Raw genomic sequence first — 19,040 nt, 5'->3', positions numbered from 1 at the left:
TTTTCGAATGGAGGAAATTTTGGCAGCCGCGCAGATTTCGGCGGACATGCAATTTCACAGGGAGCGATTGGAAAGAAGCGGCGCGCATGGTGCCCAACGGATCTGTGCAGCACTTTGTGGGACGTGTAAATGCGGCGGTGGATAAGGTTCAATAGCCTGCCAAGATTGACAGTCTGCGTTTCTATCTTTGGCTCGGCCCTGGCATGCCGATGCGGCTGTTGTTTTTAGCGACGGATTACTGACGTAACCGGCTCCTGCACTCACGTTTTCGAAAAAATAAAAGCCGGCAAAGAACTCCCCTTGCCGGCCGCGGGTGAAACAATCGAGCGTTATCAGAAACTGCTGCGCCCGCCTTTCAATCGGGCCAGCGCCGCAATCAGTGCATCAACGTCGGCGCAGTTGTTATAAAACGCCAGCGACGGCCGCACCGTGCTTTCCAGCCCGAAGCGCCGCAAGATCGGCTGCGCACAATGATGGCCCGAGCGCACCGCGATGCCTTCCCGGTTCAGCGCCGCGCCGACTTCTTCGGTCTTATAACCTTCCAGCACGAAAGACAGCACCGCAGCCTTGTCGGGCGCCGTGCCAATCAGGCGCAGGCCGGGGATTTCCTTGAGCCGGTGGGTCGCGTACAGCAGCAGCTGATGCTCGTAGGCGCCGATATTCTCGATGCCTATCCGATTGACATAATCGATAGCGGCTCCCAGTCCTACCGCATCGGCGATGTTGCCGGTGCCGGCTTCGAAACGTCCTGGAGCATCGTGGTACTGGGTCGATTCGAAAGTAACGTCGCGGATCATGTTGCCGCCACCCTGCCACGGCGGCATCTCGTTCAGCAGCGCTTCCTTGCCGTACAACACGCCGATGCCGGTCGGTGCAAATACCTTGTGGCCGGAAAATACGAACCAGTCGCAATCCAGCGCCTGCACATCGGCGCGCAGATGGGATACCGACTGCGCGCCGTCCAGCAAGACCTTGGCGCCGGCGCTGTGCGCCATCTCGATGATCTGCCTGGCCGGGGTGACTGTGCCAAGGGCGTTGGATATCTGGGTAAACGCTACCAGCCTAGTCTTCGGCCCCAGCAGCTTGGCGTATTCCTCCAGCTGCAGCTGGCCGTCGTCGTCCACCGGGATCACGCGCAGGCGGGCGCCCTTTTCCGCGCACAACATCTGCCACGGCACGATGTTGGCGTGGTGCTCCAGGTGGCTGACGATGATTTCATCGTCGCGCCCGATGTTCGCCCTACCCCAGCTTTGCGCCACCAGGTTGATGGCTTCGGTGGCGCCGCGCACGAACACGCATTCGTTGGCCGAACGCGCATTGAGGAAACCGCGCACTTTCTCGCGCGCGCCTTCGTACGCATCGGTGGCGCGCGCCGCCAGTTCGTGGGCGGCGCGGTGGATATTCGAATTTTCATGCGCGTAGAAATACGCCAGGCGGTCGATCACCGATTGCGGCTTGTGGGTGGTCGCCGCGTTGTCCAGCCAGACCAGTTGCTTGCCGTTGACGCGCTCTTGCAGGATCGGGAAATCGCGCCGCACCAGGTTGATGTCAAACGGCGCGCGCGCCGCCGGTACGCTGCCGGCATGCAGGCTGTCGGTCGCCAGGCCGGGAACCTTGAGGCCGGCAGGATATGGCTTGGCGAAGTCGAGGAAATAATATGCGGCGCCACTACCTGGGCCGGCCGCTGTCGCCGGCGGCTGCGACTGGCTGCTTGCCGGCGCCGCCAACAACGCTTTCAGCTCGGCTTCGCCGGGCAGGCCGAACGCCGCAGGCGAAGCGCCGCTCAGCGGCAGGTCGCCGGTCAGCGAAGCCGGCACACCCGACACTGCGCTCGGACTTCCCCCGGGAGAAAATCCCAGGCCGCCGCCCAGGGCGGAGACGCCGCCTGGAACGCTTGGCGGCGCCGCGTTGAGATGCGACAAACCGGCCGGCAAGCCGATGCCGGCTTGACCCTGGCTGGCTGATGGCAATGCCGTGAAAAACTGGTTCGCCAGCTGCGCCAATGCCGCAATGTCGGGCAAGCCGTTTCCGGAGAAATCACTTGTACTCATGGTACTTGCCCACTTCCACGTCTTCGAGGACGGCGATGGCGTCGTCGGTCAGCACCGCCAGCGAGCAATACAGTGAGACCAGGTAGGAAGCGATCGCCTTGTGGTTGATGCCCATGAAACGGACCGACAGGCCCGGGCTCTGTTCGCCCGGCAGGTCCGGCTGGTACAGGCCGACCACGCCCTGGCGGCTTTCGCCGGTGCGGATCAGGATGATCTTCGACTTGCCCTTCTCGATCAGGATCTTATCGCTGGGGATCAGCGGCACGCCGCGCCAGGTGATGAATTGCGAGCCGAACAGCGATACCGTCGGCGGCGGCACACCGCGCCGCGTGCATTCACGGCCGAAGGCGGCGATCGTCACCGGATGGGCGAGGAAAAAACCGGGTTCTTTCCAGACCTTCACCAGCAGCTCGTCGAGGTCGTCGGGGGTCGGCGCGCCGCTGCGTGTCTTGATCCGCTGCGAGGCGACAATGCTGTGCAGCAGTCCGTATTCCTTGTTGTTGATCAGTTCGCTTTCCTGGCGCTCCTTGATGGTTTCTATGATCAGGCGCAGCTGCTCGGCGATCTGGTTATACGGTTTGCTGTACAGGTCGGACACCCGGGTATGCACATCGAGCACCGTATTGACCGCGCTCAGCATGTATTCGCGCGGGTTCTCGATGTAGTCCACAAAGGTCTGCGGCAGTTCGCGCTCGTCGCGGCCGGAACAGTCGACCTCGACGCTGGAGGCGTCTTTCACCTTGTTCAAGCGATAGATGCCGGACTCCACCGGCACCCATTGCAGCAGGTGGGTCAGCCAGCGCGGCGTGATGGACGACATCTGCGGTACGGTGCGCGTCGCAATTGCCAGCTGGCGTGCTGCTACATCGCCAAGGGCGGTATTCACTTCTGGTTTGCTGGCCATTTACATTTCCTGTGATCGAAGGTTGAGGGGTGGAGATTCAGTCGTCGCGCATCTGCGCCTGCGAAATGTTGCTGCCGGGCGGCACGCTGCGGGTCAGCCAGACATTGCCGCCTATGGTCGATCCCTTGCCGATGGTGACGCGGCCGAGCACGGTGGCGCCGGCATAGATGACAACGTCGTCTTCGACGATAGGATGGCGTTCGTTGCCCTTGATCAGGGCGCCGTCCTGATCGGCGGGAAAGCGCTTGGCGCCCAGCGTCACGGCCTGGTACAGGCGCACCCGCTGGCCGATGATGGTGGTCTCGCCGATCACCACGCCGGTGCCATGGTCGATGAAAAAACTGGCGCCGATCCGCGCCGCCGGATGGATGTCGATGCCGGTCGCGGAGTGCGCGATGTCGGCGATCAGGCGCGCCAGCAGCGGCGCCCCCAGGCCATGCAAGGCGTGCGCCAGGCGGTGGTAGATGATGGCCGTGGTGCCGGGATAACACAGCAAGATTTCGGAAATGCTGGTGGCGGCAGGATCGCCGCTGTAAGCAGCCTGGATGTCGCTCGCCAGCAGGTCGCGGATGGCCGGCAAGCCTGCCGCGAACTGGCGGGTGACAGCGATCGCCTGGCGGTTGAGGTCGGCTTCCGGCGTGCTTTCTTCGAGCACGAACAGCAAGCCGCGGCGGATCTGCTCGGCCAGGATGTTCAAGGTGAAACTGAGGGTGTTGCCGACGAAATGGTCGATGTTCTCGTCGTTCAGGTCGGTGCGGCCGTAGTGGGTCGGAAACAGCGCCGCCGACAAGCCCTGCAGCACCTCCGCCAGCGCCTGGCGCGACGGCAGTTCGCGGATATCGCCGCGGTGCCGGATCTTGTTGGTCACCTCGCGCGAGGTGCGCAAAGCGGAAACCACCTGCTCCAGGCCCAGGCCGGAACTGTCGGTCAGCGCCTGTTGTTCGGAAAAATTGCGGCTACTCATGCGTGCAGATGCTCATTGTTAAAAACAGCGAAATCACTATTGCAGCGAAGAAGATGCGAATCCTGAATCCTTGAATGCCTGCTCATTTTGTCGGCAGGCGGAAAAATTGACTACGAATTTTTATGACGAAAAACGCATAAGCTAGTTCGCTAATCTCATATGCGCAGCGGTTATTGCCGGTCCGCGCCTATGACCGCCCCAGAGCCGCGGGCGCGGCGTCGCGCACGTCGATCTGGCGGGGAATCAGCTTCAATTCGAAGAAAGTGTCGGCGATGACCTGCTGTTCCGCCAATATCGACCTGTTGATCGGCTCGGTGCCGAACGAAGAACGGGCCACCAGGACATCGACCACGGGCTTCGGCAAGCCCCACACCGCCGACAGTTCCGCCGCCAGCTCGCTGCGGTTGGCTTTGCCCCAGATGTCGATCTTGTTGAGTTCTTCGACGGCGATGCTCAGGACGTCGCCATTCTTCTGCGCGTAATCCTTCGATGAAAAGTAATAGGCCCGGTTCTTGACGACGCCGCCGGCATCGGCCAGGATGCGCGCCGCCAGAGTCTGTTCGGCGGCCGCAAAGAACGGCTCCCAGATCACCCAGGCGTCGACCACGCCTTTCTCGAACGCGGCGCGGGCATCGGCCGGCGCCAGCCACACCAGGTTGACGTCGCTATAGTTCAAGCCATTCTTCTGCAGTAGCTTGACCAGGAAATAATGGACGTTCGAGCCTTTGTTCAGAGCGATCTTTTTCCCTTTCAGGTCGGCCACTGCCCTGATCGCCGAAGTTGCCGGGACCAGCACCGCCTCCACCGCCGGCCGCGGCACGGTCGCCGCGACATAGACAATCGGCGTGCCGTTGGCCTGGGCGAAAATCGGCGGCGCTTCGCCGACATCGCCGAAATCGATGGAACCGACATTCAGCGCTTCCAGCTGCACCGGCCCGGCGCTGAACTCTATCCACTTGACCGCCACGCCAAGCGGCGCCAGGCGCTGCTCCAGCGTGCCGCGCTTTTTCAGCAGGCTCAGCAAGCCTTTCTGGTAACCGACGCGCAGTTCGCGCTGCGCCGCGCGAACTGCGAATGGCGTAAGGGCCGCAACGGCAGCCATGCCGATGCCGGCCTGCAGCAGACGGCGGCGCCGGCCTGCCCGGTTTTTATGGTTGCCTGGCTTGTTGTCGCTCATATTGTCTTTCCGATGAAATCGATTTCCCTGGTCAAGCTGCAAGCAGCACCCAGCCCGATCTTAATAAGAAGGAAAAACAAAAAGAACGAATAAAATCTTCTCGGGATAGTTGGAATTCAGATAAGCGGAAGCCGGGCAAGCTGGCTTGCGCCTCCTGCCACGGGCAAACCATGCGTCATTTTTTCTGCCGCCGGCACCAGGCTAACGCTGATGCCGGGAGCCCGGCGTGCTTCAGCCGCGGAAATAGCGGGTTGGAGTAAACGGCGTCTTGACCACTTCGATGGGCACCGATTTGCCGCGCACCACGGCTTGCAGCAGCGTGCCGACCTGCGCATGGGCGCTGTCAACATAACCCAGCGCCACCGGGCCGCCCACCGTCGGTCCGAAACCGCCGCTGGTGATCTTGCCGACCTGCTTGCCGTCGGCATCGACCAGCTCGGCGCCTTCGCGCGCCGGCATGCGATCCTTGAGCAGCAGGCCGACCCGCTTGCGGCCGACGCCCTGCTCAAGCTGGCGCTGGATCAGTTCCGCGCCGGGATAACCGCCGGCACGGACGCCGCCGGTACGGCGCGCCTTCGACAAAGCCCAGCCCAGGCTGGCTTCGACCGGCGTGGTGCTGCCATCCATGTCGTGGCCGTACAGGCACAGGCCTGCTTCCAGCCGCAAGGAATCGCGCGCGCCGAGACCGATGGGCGCCACCTCGGGCTGCGCCAGCAGCAGCCGCGCCAGGGTTTCCGCAGCGGCATTCGGCACTGAAATTTCAAAGCCGTCTTCGCCGGTGTAGCCGGAGCGGCTGACAAAACAGCCGCTGCCCGCCAGCGTGAACTTGGCGGTCTGCATGAACACCATCTGCGCAGTATCCGGCGCCAGGCGCGCCATGACCGCGGCTGCAGCCGGTCCCTGCAAAGCCAGCAAGGAACGGTCGCTCAGCTCGTCGATCTGGCAACGGCTGGACAGATGCTGGCGCAGGTGTTCGGTATCCTGCTGCTTGCAAGCTGCGTTCACCACCAGGAACAGGTGATCGCCGGCATTGGCGACCATCAGATCGTCCAGGATGCCACCTTGCGGATTGGTGAATACCGCATAGCGCTGGCGGTTCACTGGCAGGTCGACGATGTCGACCGGCACCAGCGATTCCAGCGCGGCAGCGGCGTCCGCACCGCTCAGGCGCAATTGCCCCATGTGCGAAACGTCGAACAGGCCGGCCTGGCTGCGGGTGTGGTTGTGTTCTTTCAGGATGCCGGTCGGATACTGCAACGGCATGTCGTAGCCTGCAAACGGCACCATCTTGGCGCCTAGCTCCAGGTGCAGCTGGTATAGCGGTGTACGCGCCGCTGCTGCGGCGTTGCTTGCGTCACTCATGAAAATTGTCCTTTTTATCAGTTGTAGGGTGGGCAGGTTTTTTTGCCCACGCGGTGGTCGCATCATCCATATCCGCGTGGGCACGGGTGCCCACCCTACCGGTATGCATGCGGCGCCCGCCTTTGCCTTACTCGTAATCCGACATGGGCGGACAGGAACAGACCAGGTTGCGGTCGCCGTAGACATTGTCGATCCGTCCTACCGGCGGCCAGTACTTGTCCTGGCGCAGCGATTTCAGCGGGAACACCGCCTGTTCGCGCGAATACACGCGCGACCATTCGTCGGTCAGGTCCTGGCTGGTATGCGGCGCATGGCGCAATGCCGTCTGCTCCGCCTTGATATCGCCGTTCTCGACTGCCCTGATCTCTTCGCGGATCGCGATCATGGCGTCGCAGAAGCGGTCCAGCTCTTGCTTGGACTCGCTTTCGGTCGGCTCTATCATCAGCGTGCCGGCTACCGGGAACGACATGGTAGGCGCATGGAAGCCGTAGTCGATCAGGCGCTTGGCGACGTCTTCCACCGTGATCCCGGTCTTGTCCTTGAGCGGGCGCAGGTCGATGATGCCTTCGTGCGCCACCAGTCCGTCGCTGCCGCTGTAGAGGACCGGATAATGCGGCGCCAGCCGGTGCATGATGTAGTTGGCGTTGAGGATCGCCACCTGGCTCGCCTGGCGCAAGCCTTGCGCGCCCATCAGCGTGATGTAGGCCCAGGTGATCGGCAGGATGCTGGCGCTGCCCCACGGCGCGGCGGAAACCGGCGCGATGCCGTTTTCCAGCATGCGGTGGCCCGGCAGGAACGGCGCCAGGTGGGCCTTGACGCCGATCGGACCGACGCCTGGCCCGCCGCCGCCGTGCGGGATGCAGAAGGTCTTGTGCAGGTTCAGGTGCGAGACATCGCCGCCGAAAGTGCCCGGCGCGCACAAGCCGACCATGGCGTTCATGTTGGCGCCGTCGATGTACACCTGGCCGCCGTGGGCGTGGACGATTTCACAGATCTCGCCGATGGCTTCTTCGAACACGCCATGGGTCGAGGGATAGGTAATCATCAGCGCCGCCAGGTCCTTGGCGTGCTGGTCTGCCTTGGCGCGCAGGTCGGCGACGTTGACGTTGCCTTGCTCGTCGCATTGCACCACCACCACCTGCATGCCGGCCATATGGGCGGTAGCCGGATTGGTGCCGTGGGCGGAGCTCGGGATCAGGCAGATATTGCGCTGGCCCTCGCCGCGGCTCTGGTGGTAGGCGCGGATCGCCAGCAAGCCGGCGTATTCGCCCTGCGAACCAGCGTTCGGCTGCAGCGATACGGCGTCGTAGCCGGTGCACACGCACAGCATCTGCTCCAGGTCGGCCACCAGCTGCTGGTAGCCCTGGGCCTGGTTGAGCGGCGCAAACGGATGCAGGGAGCCGAACTCCGGCCAGGTCACCGGGATCATCTCGGTGGTGGCGTTGAGTTTCATGGTGCAGGAGCCGAGCGGTATCATGCTGCGGTCCAGCGCCAGGTCCTTGTCCGCCAGCGCGCGCAGGTAGCGCAGCATCTGGGTTTCCGAATGGTGGCTGTTGAACACCGGATGCGTCAGGTAGGCGCTGCTGCGCGCCAGCGCTGCCGGTATCTTTTCCTCGGCGCTGGCTTCCAGCGCGGCGAACGCAGGCAATGGCTTGCCTACGGCAAAGATGCCCCACAGTGCTTCGACATCGGCGCGGGTGCTGGTTTCGTCCAGCGCAACGCCGACGCTGCCGTCGTCGATCAGGCGCAGGTTCACCGACTGGCTGCGCGCCGCGGCGTGGATATCCTGGGTATGGCCGCCGGTATGCACGGTGATGGTGTCGAAGAAACTGGCGGTCGGCACCGCATGGTGCAGCTGGCGCAGGCCCTCGGCCAGGATCGCTGTCAGCCGGTGCACCCGTTGCGCGATCGTTTTCAGCCCGCTTGGGCCGTGATACACCGCATACATGCTGGCGATATTGGCCAGCAGCACTTGCGCGGTGCAGACGTTGCTGGTGGCTTTTTCGCGGCGGATATGCTGTTCGCGGGTCTGCATCGCCAGCCGGTAAGCCGGTTCGCCGCGGCTGTCGATCGAAACGCCGACCAGGCGTCCGGGCATGACGCGCTTGTGCGCATCCAGCGTGGCGAAATACGCTGCGTGCGGGCCGCCGTAGCCGAGCGGCACGCCGAAGCGCTGGGCAGTGCCGATCACCACGTCGGCGCCGAATTCGCCCGGCGGCGTCAGCAGGGTCAGCGCCAGCAGGTCGGCAGCTACTACTACCAGCGCCTGCTTGTCATGCGCCAGGCGCGCGGTGGCGGCATAGTCGTTGATCTCGCCGTTCAGGGTCGGATATTGCAGCAGCACGCCGAAGCAGTCGAGCCGCTCCAGGTCCTTGAGATGGTCGCCGACTACTATCTCGACCCCGATCGGCGCGGCGCGGGTGCGCAGCACGTCGATGGTTTGCGGGAAGCAGTCTTGCGAAACGAAAAAGGTGTTGCTCTTGCTTTTAGACAGGCGCTGGCAGAAAGTCATCGCTTCGGCCGCGGCGGTGGCTTCGTCCAGCAGGGAAGCATTGGCGATTTCCATGCCGGTGAGGTCGGTCACCATGGTCTGGAAATTGAGCAGCGCTTCCAGCCGCCCCTGCGAAATTTCAGGCTGGTACGGCGTATAGGCGGTATACCAGGCCGGGTTTTCCAGCAGGTTGCGCAGGATGACGGTCGGCGTATGGCAGTTGTAATAACCCATGCCGATATGCGATTTGAACAGCTGGTTCTTGCCGGCGATTTCGCGCAAGGCGGCCAGCGTTTCCGCTTCGCTGCGCGGGGCGCCGAGTTTCAGCGGGTGGCGCTCGAGGATGGCGCTTGGCACGATTTTCTGTATCAATGCCTCGATCGTATCGAAACCGAGGGCGGTCAGCATGGCCTTTTGTTGGGCTTGGTCCGGGCCGATATGGCGTTCAATGAAATCGGCATGTTGTGCCAGATCTTCAAGAGCAGGCCGTGATTGTGTCATGGGTGCTTCCTTCATTTAATGAACAGTAGAGTTGCGCTTATTTAAGCCAGGCCTTTGATCAGCTCGTCATAAGCCGCTTTGTCCATCAGACCGTTCAACTCGGCCGCATCGTCTATTTTCATCTTGAAGAACCAGCCTTCGCCCAGCGGGTCTTCGTTCACCTTTTCAGGCGCGTCCGCCAGCGCTTGGTTGATTTCGACCACCGTGCCGGCAACCGGCATGTTGATTTCACTTGCGGCCTTGACCGACTCGATCACCGCGGCTTCTTCGCCCTTGGCGATAGTTGCGCCGACTTCAGGCAACTGCACAAAAACCAGGTCGCCCAGATGGTCTTGCGCGTAAGCGGTAATGCCGACCGTCACCAGGCCGCCATCTTCGACACGCAACCACTCATGCTCGACCGTATATTTTTCTTGCCCCTTGTTTTCCTGACCCATGCCCATCTCCTTTATAAAAAACCATGATATTCAAATGACTTATCCGAATTTTACGACCGAAACGCCCTGCATGATACCGCCAACCAGTTCGATTCGACAGCCGGACGCCTGGCAGGAATCGCCAGGACGAGCTAAGGCCTTGATTCTTCGGGAATTATCAGCGGCAGGAAAGAAAACGCAGGAGGGTCTAGCGATAAAACGCAGTGGGGGTGCTGCCGAAGTGTTTCTTGAACATGGCGCTGAACGCGCTCTGGCTGCTGTAGCCCTGGTCTTGCGCTGCGGCGGCGACCTTGCCGCCGCGCGCCAGCTGTTCCATGGCCTGCAGCAGCCTGGCTTGCTGGCGCCAATGGCCGAAACGCATGCCGGTCTGGCGCAGGAACAGGCGGTGCAAGGTGCTGGTGGAGATGCCGAGCTGGCCGGCCCAGGTTTCGATTGTTACCTGCTTGCCGGGAGTCGCCATCAGCAGTTCGCACAGGCTGCGCAGGCGCGCCGCCAGTGGCAACGGCAAATAAAGAGGAAGCACGGTCACCGACGCCAGTTCGTGCAGCAACAATTGCAGCATGTGCCAGTTGCGGGCGTCGGCGTCCGTATTGGCGTCCTTATTGGCGTCATACCCGGCCGGATTGCCATGGGCGGCGGCGATCAGTTCGCGCAGCAAGGGCGAGATATCCAGCACGCAGCTGCGCGCAGGCAGGTGCGGCGACATGGCGACATCCAGCAGCAGCGTGCGCAAGCCGACCTCGCCGTGCATGCGAATCTGGTGGTCGACATGCGCCTGCAGCCAGACCGCACGGCCCGGCGGCACCATCCAGCGTCCGGCCGCCGCATCGACCGTCATCACGCCCCTGGTCGCATACAGCAGCTGGGCGCAGGAATGGCGGTGCAGCGGGATGACGTGGCCGTCCGGATAGTCCGTTGCCGACGTCACAACCGAGGCACCGGCGCAATTCAATGCCTGATAATCTAATTCTGCTGTCATGTCGTCGGCCCGTTTTTTTCAGATCACCTTCTCTTCACGCAGCGCGGCGATGTAATCCTTGCCGTAGCCGAGCTGCGCCAGCACTTCTTCGGTATGTTCGCCCAGCAAGGGAGAACGCGTGACCTCGGTCGGGCTGTCCGACATCTTGATCGGATTGCCTACCGTCAGGTACTTGCCGCGCGCCGGGTGGTCGATTTCGACGATGGTGCCGCTCTGGCGCAGCGACTCGTCTTCGGCGATTTCCTTCATCGACAGGATCGGTCCGCACGGAATGTCGTGCTGGTTCAGGATATCCATGGCTTCGAACTTGGTCTTGCTCATGGTCCATTGCTCGATGCGGGCAAAGATCGGCTTCAGGTGCAGCAGGCGCGCCGCCGGCGTGGCGTAAGCCTCGTCGGTGATCCAGCCCTCCTCGCCTATTACCTTGCAGACCGCCGGCCAGACCGCGCCCTGGGTGATGAAATAGATATACGCGTTAGGATCGGTTTCCCAGCCCTTGCATTTCAGGATCGAGCCCGGCTGGCCGCCGCCGGAAGCGTTGCCGGCGCGCGGCACGGCCTCGCCGAACTTGCTGTCCGGGTATTGCGGATATTCGTGCATGGTGCCGGTGCGTTCCAGGCGCTGCTGGTCGCGCAGCTTGACGCGGCACAAGTTCAGTACGGCGTCCTGCATCGGCGCCAGCACCTTCTGGCCGCGGCCCGACGTGTGGCGCTGGAACAGCGCGCTGACGATGCCGAGCGCCAAATGCAGGCCGGTGCCGCTGTCGCCGATCTGGGCTCCGGTCACCATCGGCGGACCGTCGTCGAAGCCGGTGGTGGAAGCCGCGCCGCCGGCACACTGGGCGACGTTTTCATAGACCTTGCAATCTTCGTATTTGCCGGGACCGAAACCCTTGACCGAGGCCACGATCATTTTCGGATTCAGTTCCTGGATGCGTTCCCAGGTAAATCCCATGCGGTCCAGCGCGCCCGGTGCAAAATTCTCCACCAGCACGTCGCAATCCTTGATCAGCGTTTCCAGCACTTCCTTGCCCTTGGGGTTCTTGGTGTCGAGCGTGATGGAGCGCTTGTTATGGTTCAGCATCGTGAAATACAGGCTGTCGACCCCGGGAATGTCGCGCAGCTGCCCGCGCGTGGCGTCGCCTTCGCCGGCGCGTTCGACCTTGATCACATCGGCGCCGAACCAGGCCAGCAGCTGGGTGCAGGTCGGCCCTGACTGGACATGGGTGAAATCTAGAATGCGCACGCCATCCAGTGCTTTGCTCATGAAAATCTCCTGTTTATATTTATCATAGGTACCGTGTGCCCGGTTCCATCACGATCTTAACTGGATTCGTTCGCCAGCGCTGTCAGTCTGGCTTCCATTTCCGCCAGGCGTTTACGCAAGGCGCGATCCTCGGCAAAGCGGCTGCTTTCGTCGCGGATGACGGCAACGATCGCCGCCACCTTGTTGTCCGCCGTATGCAGCAGCGCTACTGTAAACGCGATCGACAAGGTATGGCCGTCCTTGTGTACCGCCGGCACCCGCAGCACGTCGTTGCCGTAGCGGGTGATGCCGGTATCCATGGTCTTTTGATAACCGTCCCAGTGCCGCTGGCGCTGGCGTTCGGGGATGATCAGGTCGAGCGACTGCCCTAGCGCTTCGCCCTGGGTAAAGCCGAACATGCGTTCGGCCGCCGGATTCCACAAGGTGATGGCGCCCTTGGCGTCGGAAATCACGATGGCGTCGCCGACGGCTTGCACCAGCTGCCTGAGATCGAGTTCGGTTGACATATCCCTGCTCCTTGCTAAGAACTTGTTGATATCCGCGGCCCGCATGTAAAAACGGCGTCCTGGGCGGACGCCGTCAATCGTCCTTGGGACGACTCATGTGGCAATTACTCGCCTATCGTCATCCTCAGACTGCTTCTGCTTTATGCAGTTCGGCAATCTGTCCGGCGCTGTAGCCCAGCACGTCCGCCAGCACTTCGTCGGTGTGCTCGCCCAGCAACGGCGATCCGGTGATTTCCGGCGTCAGGTCGGAGAACTTGATCGGGCTGCCGACGGTCAGGTATTTGCCGCGTTCCTTGTGGTCGACTTCGGTGATGGTGCCGCTGGCGCGCAACGACGGATCGTTGGCCAGTTCTTTCATGGTCAGCACCGGTGCGCAAGGAATGTCGAATTTGCGCAGAATGTCGACCGCTTCGAACTTGGTCTTGTCCTTCAGCCACACTTCTATCGTGTCGAAAATTTCGGTGATGTGCGGCTGGCGCGCCTTCGGCGTGCTGTAGGCAGGATCATCTATCCATTCATCCTTGCCGATCGCCTTGCAGATAGGCGCCCAGGCATGGCCCTGGATGGTGAAGTAGATATAGGCGTTCGGATCGTTTTCCCAGCCCTTGCACTTGAGCACCCAGCCTGGCTGGCCGCCGCCGCCGGCATTGCCGCCGCGCGGCACCACATCGCTGAATGTGCCGTGCGGGTATTGCGGATACTCTTCCAGGAAGCCCAGCTTGTCCAGGCGCTGCTGGTCGCGCAGCTTGACGCGGCACAGGTTCAGCACGCTGTCCTGCATCGACACCGCAACGCGCTGTCCCTTGCCGCTCTTGTCGCGGCCGATCAAGGCGGTCAGGATGCCGATTGCCAGGTGCATGCCAGTGTTGCTGTCGCCCAGGGCGGCGGCGCTGACAGTCGGCGGGCCGTCCCAGAAACCGGTAGTGGAAGCCGCGCCGCCGGCGCACTGGGCGACGTTTTCGTAAACTTTCAGGTCATCGTAATGATGGCCGTCGCTGAAACCCTTGACCGAGGCCACGATCATCTTCGGATTCAGTTCGTTGATGCGTTCCCATGAAAAGCCCATGCGGTCCAGTGCGCCCGGTCCGAAGTTCTCGACCAGCACGTCGGATTCCTTGATCAGTTTTTCCAGCACCAGCTTGCCTTCAGGCTTTTTGGTGTCGAGTGTGAGCGAGCGCTTGTTGCTGTTCAACATGGTGAAATACAGGGCATCGACATCAGGGATATCGCGCAGCTGCGAACGCGTCACGTCGCCGGAACCCGGACGTTCGACCTTGATCACGTCGGCGCCAAACCATGCCAGCAGTTGCGTGCATGCAGGACCGGCTTGCACGTGCGTGAAGTCGATGATGCGGATGCCGTCCAGTGGTTTTACCTTGCTTTTTTCGGTACTCATTTCAAATCTCCTGTTCAACTTGATCGAATTTTTTATAGTGGCCAAGCGGCTTATTTGTACATGGTCTGGGCCATGGTTCCCGGGGCATACACCGCAGGATCGACCCAGATATTGACCACCGCACAACGCCGTGTCTTGCGCACCGCTTCCCGCGCCCGCTGCAACGCCCCAGCGATCTGCGCCGGATCGCGCACCTCTTCGCCATGCCCGCCCAGCATCTCGGCAAACTTGCCGTAAGGGATATCGCTCAGCAGGTTGCCCACATTGCCGCGCTCCTCACCATACTTCGCCAGCTGGCCGTAACGGATCTGGTTCATCGCCGAGTTGTTGCCGATCACCGCGATGTACGGCACGCCGAAACGGTTCGCCGTTTCCATGTCGAACGACGTCATGCTGAACGCGCCGTCGCCGTAGTAACACATCACTTCCTTCTCCGGATTGGCCAAGCCGGCCGCAATCGCAAAACCGGTGCCCACGCCCAGGCTGCCCAGCGCGCCCGGATCCATCCATTGACCCGGATTGCGCGGACGCACCGCCTGCGCCGAAATCGTCACCACGTCGCCGCCATCGCCGATGTAGATCGTGTCGTCGTTCAGGAACTCGTTGATTTCATACGCCACCCGGTAGGGATGGATCGGCGAGCTGTTCGACTTGAACAAGGGCATCAGCTTCTCGGTCGCAATCGCTTCCTGCTGCTGCAACTGTTTCATCCAGGACCGGCGCTTCTCTTGCGCTGTCTTGTTGATGCGGCCGCTGGCGGCCTGCAAGACAGCCCCCAGGATCGCGCCGGGATCGCCCACCAGGCCCAGCGTGATGTCGCGGTTCTTGCCGACCGTACGGTAATCCTGGTCGATCTGGATTACCTTGGCATTCAGGCCCAGGCGTTTGCCGTAACCCATGCGGAAGTCGAACGGCGTGCCGACGATCAGGATCACGTCGGCCTTGTCGAAACCTTCGCGCCGGGTGCGGTCGAAGTGATGCGGATCGCCCGGCGGCAGCAAGCCGCGCGAGGCGCCATTGAAATACGCCGGGATATCCAGGCCGCGCACCAGGTCGATCGCTTCCTTGTGGCCGCGCGAGGACCAGACCTGGCCGCCGTACAAGACCACCGGACGCTCCGCCTGCACCAGGATGTCGGCCAGTTTCTCGATATCGGCGACATCGCCCAAGGACCGGACCGAAGCACGGTATTGGCCGGCCGCCGGAATCACTGCTTTACTGATCTCGATTTCGCGGTCCAGCACATCGCGCGGAATTTCCAGGTAGGCCGGGCCAGGCGCGCCGGCAAAGCAGGCCCGGATCGCCATCGACACCATGTCGGCCACCCGTTCGGTGGAACGCACGCCTTCGGAGAATTTGGTGATCGGCCGCATCATTTCGGTATGCGGCAAGTCTTGCAGCGAACCCATCATGTGCTGGGTGATGCCGCCCTGGCCGCCGATATGCAATACCGGGCTTTCCGAACGGAACGCTGTCGCAATCCCGGTCACGGCGTTGGTGCAGCCGGGACCGGCCGTCGTCACCACCACGCCCAGCTTGCCGGTCTGGCGTGCATAACCGTCGGCAGCATGCGCTGCGACCTGCTCATGACGCACATCGATGATGCGGATGCCTTCATCGATGCAGCCATCGTAAATATCGATAATATGGCCGCCGCACAGCGTAAAGATCGTGTCCACGCCTTCATTCTTCAGCGCGCGCGCCACCAGATGCCCGCCTGACACCACGCCGGCGTCGCGGCTCTTGCGTTTGAGCGTATCGTCGGCGGTCGTACTTGACACAGACGCGACCTTCGACTCGGATATCACTGCTGCCATTGCTCCTCCTGTTATCGGTTATCTGCCGCCGCAATACCTCTTGCATTGCTTCAGCTTGATGCCATCTTAGCCAGCTCATAGAGAGGACGGCATTGACCTTGGTCAAGTTTTCACGCATCATCTTCGCAGGGTCCTTAACGGGGCCTTAGACTGTCGACCATCCCTTAAAACGCCTACATGACTCTCATAGAAAACCACCCAGAGAAAAACATCATTCGTGTTCAGCTCAGGCAAAATAATGTTTTAAAAGACTTGGACGAGAGCGAAATGCTCGAGTTGGAATCGCATTTGATCGTAGTCGATGGCGGTAAAGGAGAAATTCTGCTGCACCAGGGCATCCATGAGATGGAGCAATATTTCATCCTGGACGGCATACTCAAGCGCGTGGTGACAAACCAGCAAGCCAAGGAAATGATCCTGCGCTTTGCCGACGAGCGCGACATGGAGACCAGCTACGCCGCATGGCGCCTGAAAACGCCGACACCCTACAGCATCGTCTGCGTATCCAAGGCGCGGGTTGCCAAACTACCCTTGCAGCAATGGGCGGCATTCATGGACAAGCACCCGAAACTGAAGCAAGCATTCGAATACGAAGTGATGCGCCTGATGAGCGAAATCATGGCGCATACCATCACCCTGCACCTGCTGGATGCGCCCGGCCGCGTGCACCGCTTCTTGCGCAAGCATCCGGATCTCTACGACCGCATGCCGAAAAAAGAGCTTGCGACTTACCTGAATATTTCCCCCGAGACCCTGAGCAGGCTCAAACACCAAGGGAAAATCTAAACAGCAGCCGGCATCGTGTATACGTTGTGTATACACGATGCTTCCGAAACCAGCCGTCACAGCCGCCCAAGCTGGTCAAATCGCCCGAATACTGTTGTATTCCTGGCAGAATCTTCTTCTATTGCAGCGCAAGATATTGACAGATGACATACCTGTTATTGGATAATGTCATTAGAAAAGTCATTATTGGAAATATATAATGCAAAGCAGCATAAGAGATTCTTACTTTGACAGGAGCACTACCGTGACTACAGCAACCAACAGCTACACCTCGGCAAGCAGCACTGGTTTTTCCGCAAAAGTGGCAGGCATCGCCTATGCTGTAGCCGCGACCCTTCTGGCAGTCAACCTGCGCGAGTCCCTTGACGCGGCAACTACCGGCGACAAGGCAGACGCCACCTACACCTGGGGCCTGTAATTCCCGGTATTGCAGGTCACTCCGGTGATACTGCAGATAGCGCAAAAAACAGCCGATCATTGATCGGCTGTTTTATTTTTGGCGGCCGATTCAAAGCCTCCGGCAATCTCCCCAGGACGGCGCTACCGTGCTGCAACATAATATAGATATCCGGTCAGGTTATATCAGCAGGTAAAACCCAGGTCTAATTAAGAAAAAATGCGCAGGAAGATTGAGCCCGATCAATGCGCGGCCCGGGACATCTTCGTAGACTGATTCGATCGCCAACTACCGGGATCGAATTCCATGCGCGCCATCAACGCAGCGCGCCGGCCACTATCCGGTGCCGCCCACCGCCTCTGCACTGCCCAAGGCAAAGGCAAAGGCAAGGATGTGATTCTCGACATAGCGGCGGGGGATTATATCCAGCGTGAACTGAACTGCCTGGCGGACGACGGCAGACTGGTGTTCATCGCCATGCTTGGCGGCGCCAAGGCACACATCCATTTCGCCCAGGTCCTGCTGCACCGGCTGACCATCGCCGGCTCACCCTTGCGGCCCAGGCCGGTGGCCGTTCAAGGCCACCATCCCGCGTGATGAATCGGTCTTAGCGCTTGACCGCAGCCGCTGCATGCGGATCGAACCCGGGCGAATAAGCCGGCACGCCTTTATCCACCCAGCGCTTGCGCATCGGCGCCAGTATGAACTTGGCGACCAGGCCGGCGCCGATGGTGATGATGGAAGCGGCCAGGAATACCCGGTTCCAGGCGCCGCCTGCGGACAGCACCGAAGTCAGCGGCACCAGCAAGGCTGCGGTGCCCTTCGCGGTGTAAAGCGTGCCCGCGTTGCCGGCCGCGAACTTGCTGCCGAAGGTGTCGGCGCAGATCGCCGGGAAGATCGAAAATATCTCGCCCCAGAACAGGAACACCAACGCTGCGAACAGCATGAAGGCATACGGGTTATGGCCGTATTCCATCAATCCCAGCAAGGCCAGGCCTTCGCCTATGAAGACAATGAACATGGTGTTTTCGCGGCCGATCTTGTCGGAGATGAAACCACACAGCGGCCGTGTAAAGCCATTGCAAAGATTGTCGATGGAAAGCGTCATGGTGAGCAACGGCAGTGTCACGCCCAGCATCGTCATCGGCAGCTTGGCGATGCCGAAATCCTTGGCGATCGGCGCCAGCTGCGCAGTGGCCATCAGGCCGCCGGCGGCGACCGCGACGAACAGCACATAGATCAGCCAGAACACCGGGGTCTTGATCATCTGCCCAGCCGTGTAATCGATTTTTGTCATGGTGATCTTCTTCGATACCACCACGCCCTTGGGCGGCACCGGCCTCACCATCAGCAAGGCCAGCAGGAAAATGCACACGCCTTGCAGGATGCCGAAGAACAGGAAAGCCCGTTCGTAGCCGGACGACTGGATCATGTTGGCGATCGGGATCACCGTCACCGCGGCGCCGGCGCCAAAGCCGGCAGCGGTCAGCCCTGCCGCCAGGCCGCGGCGGTCCGGAAACCATTTCAGCGCATTGCCGACGCATGTGCCGTACACGCAGCCGGCGCCTATGCCGGCAATGATCGCGGCGGCATACAGTTCGATCAGGTTGGTCGCCATCGAATTGATCACCCAGCCGGCGCCGGCAAACAGCGCACCCATGGCAATCACCGGGCGCGGCCCGAATTTGTCGACCAGCCAGCCTTCGATCGGCACCAGCCAGGTTTCAGTCACGATGAAAATGGAAAACGATAATTGAATTGCTGCCTGGCCCCAGTGGTGTTTAGCGTCCATGGGGTTGACGAACAATGTCCAGGCATATTGCAGATTGGCGACCAAGCCCATGCAGATGATGCCGATAATCAGTTGAATCCAACGATTAGGAGCTCGCTTGGCGTTACTGGTGTCCATGTATCTTGTCTCCTGATGATTTTAGGATGCTTATTTATTATGGGTGCGCGTTATTGAATACATATTATTTTGGTGCTACCGCAAATATCCCTGTGGC

At 61.1% G+C, this 19,040-nt stretch carries 15 protein-coding genes and 1 pseudogene; 3 read left to right on the top strand and 13 right to left on the bottom strand.

Annotation, left to right across the window (positions count from 1 at the left end; translation table 11 throughout):
• Positions 1–332 precede the first annotated feature (332 nt).
• The 12 genes from CFU_RS10455 to CFU_RS10400 all read right to left on the bottom strand — a co-directional run bounded on the left by CFU_RS10455 (position 333) and on the right by CFU_RS10400 (position 15,851).
• Positions 333–2,051 carry a family 2A encapsulin nanocompartment cargo protein cysteine desulfurase gene (locus CFU_RS10455; RefSeq protein WP_014006011.1) on the bottom strand — a complete coding sequence of 573 codons (1,719 nt, stop codon included), beginning with the start codon at positions 2,049–2,051 and terminating at the stop codon, positions 333–335.
• Complete coding sequence (locus CFU_RS10450; RefSeq protein ID WP_014006010.1) at positions 2,038–2,955, bottom strand: family 2A encapsulin nanocompartment shell protein; 918 nt, start codon at positions 2,953–2,955, stop codon at positions 2,038–2,040. Before CFU_RS10450 ends, CFU_RS10455 begins: the two co-directional genes overlap by 14 nt.
• A 37-nt stretch (positions 2,956–2,992) precedes the next feature.
• On the bottom strand, positions 2,993–3,919 hold the full coding sequence (gene epsC, locus CFU_RS10445; RefSeq protein ID WP_014006009.1) for a serine O-acetyltransferase EpsC: 927 nt from the start codon (positions 3,917–3,919) through the stop codon (positions 2,993–2,995).
• A 187-nt stretch (positions 3,920–4,106) separates the two neighbouring features.
• Positions 4,107–5,096, bottom strand: a complete 990-nt coding sequence (locus tag CFU_RS10440; protein ID WP_041741709.1) for a sulfonate ABC transporter substrate-binding protein — start codon at positions 5,094–5,096, stop codon at positions 4,107–4,109.
• A gap of 231 nt (positions 5,097–5,327) precedes the next feature.
• Positions 5,328–6,458: a glycine cleavage system aminomethyltransferase GcvT gene (gene gcvT / locus CFU_RS10435; RefSeq protein WP_041741707.1), complete on the bottom strand. Its 1,131-nt coding sequence runs from the start codon at positions 6,456–6,458 to the stop codon at positions 5,328–5,330.
• Positions 6,459–6,585: 127 nt separating this feature from the next.
• The gene (gene gcvP, locus CFU_RS10430; protein WP_041741706.1) at positions 6,586–9,450 is read right to left on the bottom strand and encodes an aminomethyl-transferring glycine dehydrogenase; all 2,865 of its coding nucleotides are present in this window, start codon (positions 9,448–9,450) and stop codon (positions 6,586–6,588) included.
• Between the two features lie 41 nt (positions 9,451–9,491).
• Positions 9,492–9,893: a glycine cleavage system protein GcvH gene (gene gcvH / locus CFU_RS10425; protein ID WP_014006005.1), complete on the bottom strand. Its 402-nt coding sequence runs from the start codon at positions 9,891–9,893 to the stop codon at positions 9,492–9,494.
• A 181-nt stretch (positions 9,894–10,074) separates the two neighbouring features.
• Positions 10,075–10,866: an AraC family transcriptional regulator gene (locus CFU_RS10420; RefSeq protein WP_014006004.1), complete on the bottom strand. Its 792-nt coding sequence runs from the start codon at positions 10,864–10,866 to the stop codon at positions 10,075–10,077.
• Between the two features lie 18 nt (positions 10,867–10,884).
• Positions 10,885–12,132 (bottom strand): formyl-CoA transferase, encoded by a 1,248-nt coding sequence (gene frc / locus CFU_RS10415; protein ID WP_014006003.1) that lies wholly within the window; start codon positions 12,130–12,132, stop codon positions 10,885–10,887.
• A gap of 56 nt (positions 12,133–12,188) precedes the next feature.
• Positions 12,189–12,638: a PAS domain-containing protein gene (locus CFU_RS10410; RefSeq protein ID WP_041741703.1), complete on the bottom strand. Its 450-nt coding sequence runs from the start codon at positions 12,636–12,638 to the stop codon at positions 12,189–12,191.
• 124 nt (positions 12,639–12,762) lie between these two features.
• Entirely contained in the window at positions 12,763–14,034 is a 1,272-nt protein-coding gene (gene frc, locus CFU_RS10405) for a formyl-CoA transferase (protein ID WP_041741701.1), read from the bottom strand.
• A gap of 50 nt (positions 14,035–14,084) precedes the next feature.
• Complete coding sequence (locus CFU_RS10400) at positions 14,085–15,851, bottom strand: thiamine pyrophosphate-binding protein (protein WP_014005987.1); 1,767 nt, start codon at positions 15,849–15,851, stop codon at positions 14,085–14,087.
• A gap of 177 nt (positions 15,852–16,028) precedes the next feature.
• Here CFU_RS10400 and CFU_RS10395 point away from each other — a divergent pair, with 177 nt between their 5' ends.
• The 3 genes and pseudogenes from CFU_RS10395 to CFU_RS10390 form a co-directional block, all read left to right on the top strand.
• Positions 16,029–16,637, top strand: a complete 609-nt coding sequence (locus CFU_RS10395) for a Crp/Fnr family transcriptional regulator (RefSeq protein WP_014006000.1) — start codon at positions 16,029–16,031, stop codon at positions 16,635–16,637.
• Between the two features lie 244 nt (positions 16,638–16,881).
• Positions 16,882–17,055 (top strand): hypothetical protein, encoded by a 174-nt coding sequence (locus tag CFU_RS24870; RefSeq protein ID WP_190275244.1) that lies wholly within the window; start codon positions 16,882–16,884, stop codon positions 17,053–17,055.
• 357 nt (positions 17,056–17,412) lie between these two features.
• Positions 17,413–17,616 (top strand): annotated as a pseudogene (locus CFU_RS10390) (zinc-binding dehydrogenase); the annotation flags it as partial.
• A gap of 25 nt (positions 17,617–17,641) precedes the next feature.
• On the opposite strand, the gene oxlT reads toward CFU_RS10390, so the two are convergent.
• Positions 17,642–18,943, bottom strand: a complete 1,302-nt coding sequence (gene oxlT / locus CFU_RS10385) for an oxalate/formate MFS antiporter (protein WP_014005998.1) — start codon at positions 18,941–18,943, stop codon at positions 17,642–17,644.
• Between the last annotated feature and the right edge of the window lie 97 nt (positions 18,944–19,040).

The organism is Collimonas fungivorans Ter331 (assembly GCF_000221045.1).
Taxonomy (GTDB): Bacteria; Pseudomonadota; Gammaproteobacteria; order Burkholderiales; family Burkholderiaceae_D; genus Collimonas; species Collimonas fungivorans_A.
Note: the sequence above shows the minus strand (reverse complement) of the source record. Positions and strands in the feature narration are given on the sequence as shown.